The sequence below is a fragment of the bacterium genome, assembly GCA_027622355.1.
Classification (GTDB): Bacteria; UBA8248; UBA8248; order UBA8248; family UBA8248; genus JAQBZT01.
Map to the genome: position 1 here is coordinate 1 of JAQBZT010000117.1, position 8,331 is coordinate 8,331.

The 8,331-nt window shown below is 58.6% G+C and carries 7 protein-coding genes; 3 read left to right on the forward strand and 4 right to left on the reverse strand.

Annotation, left to right across the window (positions count from 1 at the left end; genetic code table 11):
• The 4 genes from O2807_08210 to O2807_08225 form a co-directional block, all read right to left on the reverse strand.
• On the reverse strand, positions 1-2,785 hold a 2,785-nt coding region (locus O2807_08210; GenBank protein MDA1000483.1), incomplete at its 3' end, for a class I adenylate cyclase.
• 44 nt (positions 2,786-2,829) lie between these two features.
• Complete coding sequence (locus O2807_08215; protein ID MDA1000484.1) at positions 2,830-3,525, reverse strand: 3',5'-cyclic-nucleotide phosphodiesterase; 696 nt, start codon at positions 3,523-3,525, stop codon at positions 2,830-2,832.
• 174 nt (positions 3,526-3,699) lie between these two features.
• Positions 3,700-4,425 carry a dihydroorotate dehydrogenase electron transfer subunit gene (locus O2807_08220; protein ID MDA1000485.1) on the reverse strand — a complete coding sequence of 242 codons (726 nt, stop codon included), beginning with the start codon at positions 4,423-4,425 and terminating at the stop codon, positions 3,700-3,702.
• Complete coding sequence (locus O2807_08225) at positions 4,418-5,359, reverse strand: tRNA-dihydrouridine synthase (GenBank protein ID MDA1000486.1); 942 nt, start codon at positions 5,357-5,359, stop codon at positions 4,418-4,420. Before O2807_08225 ends, O2807_08220 begins: the two co-directional genes overlap by 8 nt.
• 277 nt (positions 5,360-5,636) lie before the next feature.
• Between O2807_08225 and ccsA the strand changes: the two genes are divergently transcribed.
• From ccsA to hemC, 3 genes are all read left to right on the forward strand, one after another.
• Positions 5,637-6,476: a cytochrome c biogenesis protein CcsA gene (gene ccsA, locus O2807_08230; protein ID MDA1000487.1), complete on the forward strand. Its 840-nt coding sequence runs from the start codon at positions 5,637-5,639 to the stop codon at positions 6,474-6,476.
• Positions 6,477-6,485: 9 nt separating this feature from the next.
• A complete protein-coding gene (gene hemA / locus O2807_08235) occupies positions 6,486-7,802 on the forward strand; it encodes a glutamyl-tRNA reductase (GenBank protein ID MDA1000488.1) in 1,317 nt (438 codons plus the stop codon).
• Positions 7,803-7,871: 69 nt separating this feature from the next.
• Positions 7,872-8,331: hydroxymethylbilane synthase (hemC, locus tag O2807_08240; protein ID MDA1000489.1), on the forward strand; the 460-nt coding region annotated here is incomplete at its 3' end.

The window sequence follows — 8,331 nt, forward strand, 5'->3', positions numbered from 1 at the left end:
TTCCGCCCAATTCGGCGCCGGAAAATGATTCGGCGTTGACCCGGAAAACGAGGTCTGACTTTTTGCCGGGATTCCGCTTTTCGAACAGCGCCACCCTTTCGGCCAAGACCTGCTTGGAGGCGCTACCCTTCATGAAGCTCTGCGTAGTTTCTTCGATCTTGAACTTGTCCTTGTTCGGGCCCGTCGTCAGGATGTCGTAAAAATGGAGCTCCGGCCTCAAAGCCGCCAGGCCCTCGGACCGCGTTTCCTGAACAATCTGATTGATGATGTTGCTCAGGAAAACGAACAGGCGGATACCGTAATATGTCCATGATTTGCGCGGCAGGACGGTCGCGTAGGTGCCGCCCATTTCATCTGAAATATAGATGTGGGTATTGACCCCGTCATCGAAAGCGAACACCTGGATGGAGTTGAGTTCAAAACAGGAGTTCAGCGCCTGCTGGTGCAAGAGTTTCGTTGGCGAAGAGCCGACACTCAACTCGTGGTTCAGCATTTCGCCGTGTTCGCGTTTTTGGAAAAAGAGGTCAAAGTTGTGGTATTGGCCGAGCAAAAGTTTCTCGCCGTTCCAGGTGAAGGAGGCGATGGCGCGCTCTCCATGGAATACATAAGTGCGCATCGTTTGCGGGGGCAAGGGAGTGCCCCAGAAGAATTCGTGGGCTTCTCGGATGCTGTGATCGAAGTCAGCGTAAATCTGCCGGTTTCCGACCCCGGTTTTTCCCGTCGGGATGTAGATCTTGAGCGTCTCGTCCAAGTTGGCGGTTACCGCGGAAAGGTGCTTCAGGCACGCCTCCAGGGCGCGTACTTGGTTCATCTCGCCCTCGGGTTGCTCGTAGAAGAACTCTCCCCACGAGGTGTGCGAGAGGATGTCGATGCTCTGGACGTGCTCTTCCATCTTGTTGGCTTCCAGATTCAGGATGACGAAAATTTTCTCATTTTGCGCCTCCTGGAGAAGCACTTCGTTCGAAAGATGGCCCACGTCCACCTGCGGGAAAAAGGAAATCATGGACTGGAGCATGTCCTGAAATTCGGCGGTCGTTATCGGGGATTCTTTCGATGCCATGGAAGTATGCGTGTTCTTCGTCCAGACGCCGTTGATCACCAGCCAGAGAAGAAGCTCGGGCAACTTGAAGGTCTGCTTTAAAAGACGGTCCTTGGAGCTCTCCTTTTCGAGCTCGTTGGAGGAGCGCGCGCCCCGGTAAACCTGCCAGAGGCCGGTTCTTTTCTGCGGGTTCCGGATGTACCGGAAGGTCAGCTCATGTTGGAAAAGGCTGTCCTCAAAGCTCTTGGGAAGAAAGACGACCTTGTTTTCTTTTTTGGAGTAGAAGGTGAACAGCTTTCGCCCGAGGACAGTCAGGTCGGTCGGGTTGATTTGTACTTCCTTCATGGCGCCGGACTGGGAGAGGCGCTTGTAGGAGTCCAAAATAAAGCTGTTCACCTGGTTGCCCAGCGCCAGGTTTTTGTCGAAAGGCCATTCCTTGTAGCTGTTCAGATCGAGGATGTCGGCGTCTTCCCCCCCCCCCCCGCCGATGAGTTCGGCGAGCATGTCCTTTTTGGAGGATTTGGCGCGCTGTGGATCGTTGATTCCCTTGATGGTTTCCCCCACCTTGAGATAGAAGCACTTCCGGAGGATGTTCTGAAGATCTTCGCGTTCTTGCTTTTTGTAGTAATCGAGTATCCGGTTGAACATCAGGAGATAGCCGTCGAGCTGGTGGCGCTGGGGATGGTCGTCGAGATGAGTTCCGCCCCCGAGCGAGTCTTTCTTTTCGCCGTCGGCGGCCTGGGCGGCCAGCTCGAAGATAGTATGCTTCAGTTGATCGCAAAGAAGGCCCAGGTCGGACTTCGAATCCATGTAGTCTTCGATCAGCGCCATCTTCATGGCGGACTTGAAGGGGCTGCCCAGGGCTTTGTTGAGCTGCCAGAGAGCGGCCCCGAAAGCTTCTTTCATGGTAATCCGCTGTGCGTTGCCCAGGTCGATGAACTTCTTCATGTCGAAAAGCTGGTAGTTCGTCGCACCCACCTCCCGAAGGTTTTCGTACTCCTCGTCGGAGATGAAGGGAGGCATCGCTACCCAAAGAGGCGGCTTCCCGGCGAAAACGGTGTGTGTACGGTAGAACTCCTCTTTGAGGAGCTTTCCCAGGGCGGAGCCGGCACTCTCGGAATCCGAGGAGCCGAAGCGGTTCTCGCGAGCATCGTCAATATTGGTGACGAAAAAATGTGTTTCGAAGTGATTGTCGTCCGCCCACTCTTCAATGGCCTTCAGCTTGAAGTCCAGGGCGCTCAGCTGCCCCTCGGTGAAATCTGCCTTGTTGATGCAGACCCAGATGTCGAAATCGCTTTTGGCGGTTTGGGCGATGGTCGCGAGGCTCCCCATCGCGGACAGGGAATGGATCGTTGCGTCCCCCTGCTTCTGAGCGAGCAGGCGCGGGTTATCCGTGAGTCCGCTGAAATACTGGCCAAGCAATTTGAGCAGATGCTGATCGACGCGGAAGCCCATGATGCCGGCGCAGACATCATCCGGATTTTTGATGAAACCGGGGAGCTCTGGAGTGTTGAGATGCACCAGGGCAGGGAGCATTTGAAAGATATTTCTGTCGAGATCGCCGAGTTTCGAGGATATGGCTGAGAGCTTGCGCTGGTTGTAGTCCGCAAACGCTTTGGCCTGCCTCGACATCGCGACGAGGGTGTCGTAGTTCGGAAGGGTGTTGTCCGGAGCGCTGGCTTCGCCTTCTTCCGAATCGAATTCGTCGTCGTCTTTTTTCTTGCCGAACAGTCCTTTAAATATCATCTTCCTACCAACTCCCGCGGGGGATGAGGAAAGCGCGCAGAGCCCTAGAGCTCATACGTTTTTCCCTGTTCAATTTGGCATATCCGCGGTTCTTTGAGCGCGGCGAGATCGGCCCGGATTTCTTCCGAGAATCGGATCTTTTCATGATAAAGGTAAATTGGAACATCCCGGGGCATTTTTACAAGTTCTTTTTTGAGCAAGTCCGGGGTCAGGTGCTTCGATACGTTGGCGATGCCTTCCAGGCGGTTGGGAAACGAAACTTCGGTCAGGATGGCCTTCAGGTTTTCCGTTTGGCGCGCGATCTTCCAAATTTTCTCGGTGGGCCCCGTGTCGCCGCTGAAGAGCAGGGCGCCCGTATCGTCCTGGAACAGATAGCCGACCGCCACCGGGTCGTGATTGACGGTGTAGGCGGAAAAATCAATGCCGTCCACGCGGGTTATTTCTCCCTCCTGAATGGCCACCATCTTCAGGACGGGGGCATTCCCATCGGAAATGACGGTGAAGTCAGGCCAGATGATGTCGTTCAGGAGAAATTTCTGGATGGCGTCGAGCACCTTCGATACACTGAAAATCCGAAGGGATTCTTTCCTTGTGCCGAAGATATTGTCTGCGATGAATGGAATTTCGCCGATATGGTCCAGGTGGGGATGGGTGATGACGATGGCGGAGAGCTGGGACAGGTCCTGGGCGCACAGCAGCGAAGCCGCAGAGCCGGCGTCTACCAGCAGCTTCCCGTTCAAAAGGAATGAGGTGAGGTGTGCGCCCGGTTCTTTGGAACCGTAGCAGCCCAAAGCTTGCAGACGGATAAAATGTCCCTCCTGCAATACATGGAATTTGACTTGAGTAAAAGCTCAAAACTATTTGTAACACAATCTGTTAAAGAGAGAAAGTTAGTTATTGGGTGGAAGAAATCGCTAGAGGGCTTCCCAACGGCCGCTTTTGGCTCTTCTCCTGCGGCCGAAGTCGCTCATCGCGCGAAGCGATTCTCCCGAAAAAACGGGTCCATCCACGCACACCCGCCATCCCGAACAGGTGCACTGCCCGCAAAGGCCCACCGCGCACTTCATATACCGCTCGATCGCGAAAAAGGATCGCGCCGGGGGAAGCTGTGCGAGACAGGCGGTCATCATGCGCTCAGGGCCGCAGACTGCGTAGCTTTTCCCCTCCACGGGCAGGAGATCGGTGACCAGGCCGCGGACGCCCAGCGAGTCGTCCTCGGTGGCGACGTGGACGGGGCCCAGCTTTTGGAATTCATCGTGGAAGAGAATTTCATCGGCCGTTCGGCCCCCGAGAATAAAGGTGGGTTCCCGGCATGCGAGCGCCAGAAGGCGAAGTTCGGCGATTCCCACGCCTCCGCCGATGAGAACCGGCTTTTCGAGTGCGGGATAGCCCCGGCCCAAGGGGCCGCGGAGGCCGATAACCTCGCCCGCTTCCAGTTCTGTCAACTGCTCCGTGAACCCGCCGGCGCGCTTCACGGTGATGGCGTTGGGGTAGGAGAGGGTGAAGGGTTTTTCGTCCCGGCCCGGAAGCCAGACCATGACGAACTGCCCGGGGCTGCACGCGATCTCCGCATCGAAAAAGAGGGTGTGCGTCCACGCGCTCTCGCGCCGGTTTTCCGTGATGCGCGCCATTTTACGCATGTGCGGGGTTCGCCTCCCTGTTTCGGTGGCTCGCACCCACGATCGACTCAAAAGGAGCGCCGCGGAGAAATTCCCCGACGCCGTTCCAGATGTCTTGCGTCAGGGCGACGCTCTCCAGAGTTCCCCGCCCGAGGAAGGCTGTCCCGATTCCCAGGATGCAGGCGCCGGCGAGGGCGTAGTCCACGGCATCGCGCCATGTGGCGATTCCGCCATAGGCGATGATCGGACAGGCGAACCGGGCGTAGGCCTCGTAGGTCATTCGGAGATTGATCGGCTTCAGGGCCGGGCCGCTGATGCCTCCCGTGGTGCCGGCCAGAATGGGTTTTTGGCTCACCGGGTCGATGGCAAGGCCCGGCCCCAGCGTGTTTCCGCATCCCAGGGCGTCCGCCCCCGCGTCCAGGCAGGCCTGGGCGACGGCGAGGTAGTCGGAATTGGGGGAGAGCTTCGCGATCAGCGGCTTGTCGGTCACCGCACGAATCTGCTTCATCACCTCTCCGCACAATGCAGGGTTCTGGCCGATGCTCTCCATGATGGTGACCTCGCCCGGCTCCTTGTTGGGGCACCCGAGGTTGATCTCGATCGCATCGGCGAAGGGGGCCATGCGCTCCGCCACGCTGGCGAACTCTGCGGGCGTTCCGCCGTAGATGGAAACGATGAGCCGCGATCGCTCGAGCCGAAGCTCGGAAAGATCCTTCTCCCAGTCCCCGGGGCTTTGGGTGGGAAGCGCCAGGGAATTCAGGACGGGCTCATCCGCCGCCTCTGAATAAACGACGACGGGATTGTTGTTCCCCTCTTTTTCGGCCGGGCCGACGGACTTCGTCACGTATCCGCCGAGGGCGGCCCCTTGCCGCTCGAAGGTCTCGAAGACTTCGGGATAGCTGAGGATTCCGCTGGCGTTCAAAAGCGGCGGGTCGATGCGGGGAAGTGGCTTCAATCAAGAATCCTCTGACGCAGGGGGCGACCGGGCAGGTACAACGAGAAGTATAGAATCGCTCCCCCGATGATTCCAGGCAAGGGTGGCTCCGGGGCGCGGCCCCCCCTCCAGCGGAAGTGGTGTCCGGGGCGTCCCCGGAGGTGTTTTGGCCCATTTTTCAGCGGGTTTGGAACGTGCCCAAATGCCATATTTATAGTATATATTTACTGAAGGCGGTTGTTTGCCGAAAATATTACTGTATGTGCTGGTAAATCAATCTGTTGGATTCGATCCGCAGATGGGGGCAGGAGCTTTCGTCCCTTTCGGTCTTCCCTGGAGGGGGCTCTTTTCAAGGGAGCAGGGCGAAATCATGGTGGTGGTGGTGGTGGGTCTTTATCTGATTTCGACCATTGCGCACCTGTATTCGCTTTTCACCCAGCGGAGGACTCTCTACAACCTCGGGATCGGAACGCTGCTGCTGGGCTTTGCCCTCCACTCGGTGAAGCTGGGGAGCGTTTTTCTCTCGGGCGTGGAACTGGGGTGGGGAAGGTGGCTGAGCACCCTGGGCTGGGCGATCCTCTTTTTGTATGTACTCGTCTACTTCCGGTACAGGGATATCGCGTTGGGCGGCTTCGCCGTGCCGGCGGGTTTTCTCTTCGAGGGCTATGCGTCTGCCTTTCCCGGCGCCTGGGGAGCGGGCTCTCCCGAGGTGCAGGGTTATCTCCTGGCGGGACACGCGGTCCTGGCGATGCTCAGCGCCGGAGCCTTTTTCCTGCTCTTTGTTGCGGCATGGATGTACATCGTCCAGTCCCGGGAGCTGAAATCAAAGCGCCCCGGCATATGGCTGCAGCGCCTCCCGTCCCTCGATGTTCTCGATGACCTGAATCACAAAACGCTTTATTTCGGGTTCACATTCCTTACCACCAGCCTTTTGCTCGGATCCATGTGGGCCAAATCCACACATGGGACCTACTGGAGCCTTGACCCCGCCAAAACCTTGCCACTTGTCGTCGTTTGGTTTGGCTACGGAATTTTGCTGGTTTGCCGGGCAACGAGAAGCTGGAAGGGAGTGCGCTCGGCCGTTTTTTCTATTGTGGCTTTTCTCGCCGTGGTGTTTGCCATGGTCGGGCACTTGTAGGGGGTCTCCATGTTTCTGCTCCTGGCCGGAGTCAGTCATCAGAGAACCTCGTTGGAACTGCGCGAGAAGCTCTACTTCGCTCCCGAGCGGCTGCAGGAAACTCTCGGCCGCCTCTCCCTCTACAACGGGCTGGACGAGAAGGTGATCCTCTCTACCTGCAACCGGGTGGAAATATACAGCGCCACGGCCAACCAGGAAGAGGGCGTCGGTGCCATCAAGAGTTTTCTTTGTGAATCGGGTCACATTCGCGCCGAAGAGCTGACGCAGCATCTCTACATCTGCCACGGTGAGGACGTCCTGCGCCATCTCTTTCTTGTCGCGTCGAGCCTGGATTCGATGGTGATCGGGGAGCCCCAGATTCTCGGTCAGGTGAAAGACGCCTTCCGCATGGCGCGTGAGACGGGCCATGCCGGGAAGATGCTGACCGATGTGTTTTCCCGGGCGTTCCGGGTCGCCAAAAAAGTCCGCGAAGAGACCGCGCTGGGTGAAAATTCAGTCTCGGTGAGCTCGGTGGCGGTGGACCTGGCCAAGAAAATTTTCGGCTCGCTGGAGGGCAGGACGGTCCTTCTCCTTGGAGCGGGGGAGATGAGCGAGCTGGCCGCACGCCACCTCATCACCCACGGCGCAAGGCAGGTTCTTGTCGCCAACCGGACGCTCTCCCGCGCCCAGACGCTGGCGAACGAGCTGGGCGGCCGCGCGGTCAGCTTCGACAACATCACGCGGGAGATGGCGGCCGCCGATATCGTGATTGCCTCTACCGGTGCGCCCCATATCGTGGTGACGAAAGAGATCGTCCGGGCCGCTCTCGAAGTCCGCCGCGACGCGCCGATCTTTCTCATCGACATCGCCGTTCCGCGCGACGTTGATCCGGCCGTCAACGACATCGAGAACGTGTTTCTCTACGACATGGACGATTTGCAAACCGTGGTGGCCGCGAACCTTCAGGGAAGGGAGAAGGAGGCCGAGCAGGCACGGAAAATCGTCGAGGTGGAGCTTGAGAACTACTCCCGGCGGATGCAGATGGAGGGGCTCTCCCAAACCCTGGTGACCATTCGGATGAACGTGGATGCCCTTCGGCGAAGCGAGCTGGAGCGCACCCTTGCGCGGCTGGGGCACCTCGAGGAAAAGGACCGCAAGGCAATTGAGGCGATGACCCAGGCCATCGTTAACAAAGTTCTGCACGGGCCGACCTCGGTGCTCCGGGCATTGGCGGAAGATGAGATGGATCAGGAATCCATCGATCTCGTGCATCGCCTGTTCGGGGTGGGCGGCATGGGGGACGACATCAATCCGATGAACCGGGGCAATGACGTATCGCCCTCTTGAAAGGCGGGATTTGCACTGACTCTTAAACTTTTGAAGGACATTCTCCGCCTTGGTACGCGTGGAAGCGCCTTGGCGCGGACCCAGACGAGCGGCGTTGCCTCCAGACTCCGGGCGATGTACCCCGGGCTCGAGGTGGAAGAGATTGTCATCAAGACGCGGGGGGATGAGATCCTCGATCAACCGCTCCACCAGGTGGGCGGCAAGGGACTTTTCGTCAAGGAGATCGAAGAGGCTCTTCTCGATGGGCGGATCGACGTGGCGGTCCACAGCCTGAAGGATCTTCCGAGCCTTCTCCCCGAGGGTTTGACCATCGGCGCCGTACCCGAGCGGGAGGCGCCTTGGGACGTACTGGTCTCCCGGGGCGGAGAGTCCATCCGCGGGCTCGCCCCCGGAAGCCGGGTCGGCACGAGCAGCCTCCGCCGGAGGGCGCAGCTTCGCCGCTACCGCAAGGACCTGGAGTTGGTGGACATCCGCGGAAACGTGGACACCCGCCTGCGGAAAGTCCGGGAGGGGGAGGTGGACGCCGCCG

Coding starts and splice junctions, on each gene's coding strand:
- hemA (MDA1000488.1), top strand. CDS start 6,486: ATGTTTCTGCTCCTGGCCGGAGTCAGTCATCAGAGAACCTCGTTGGAA.
- ccsA (MDA1000487.1), top strand. CDS start 5,637: ATGGGGGCAGGAGCTTTCGTCCCTTTCGGTCTTCCCTGGAGGGGGCTC.
- O2807_08220 (MDA1000485.1), bottom strand. CDS start 4,425: ATGCGTAAAATGGCGCGCATCACGGAAAACCGGCGCGAGAGCGCGTGG.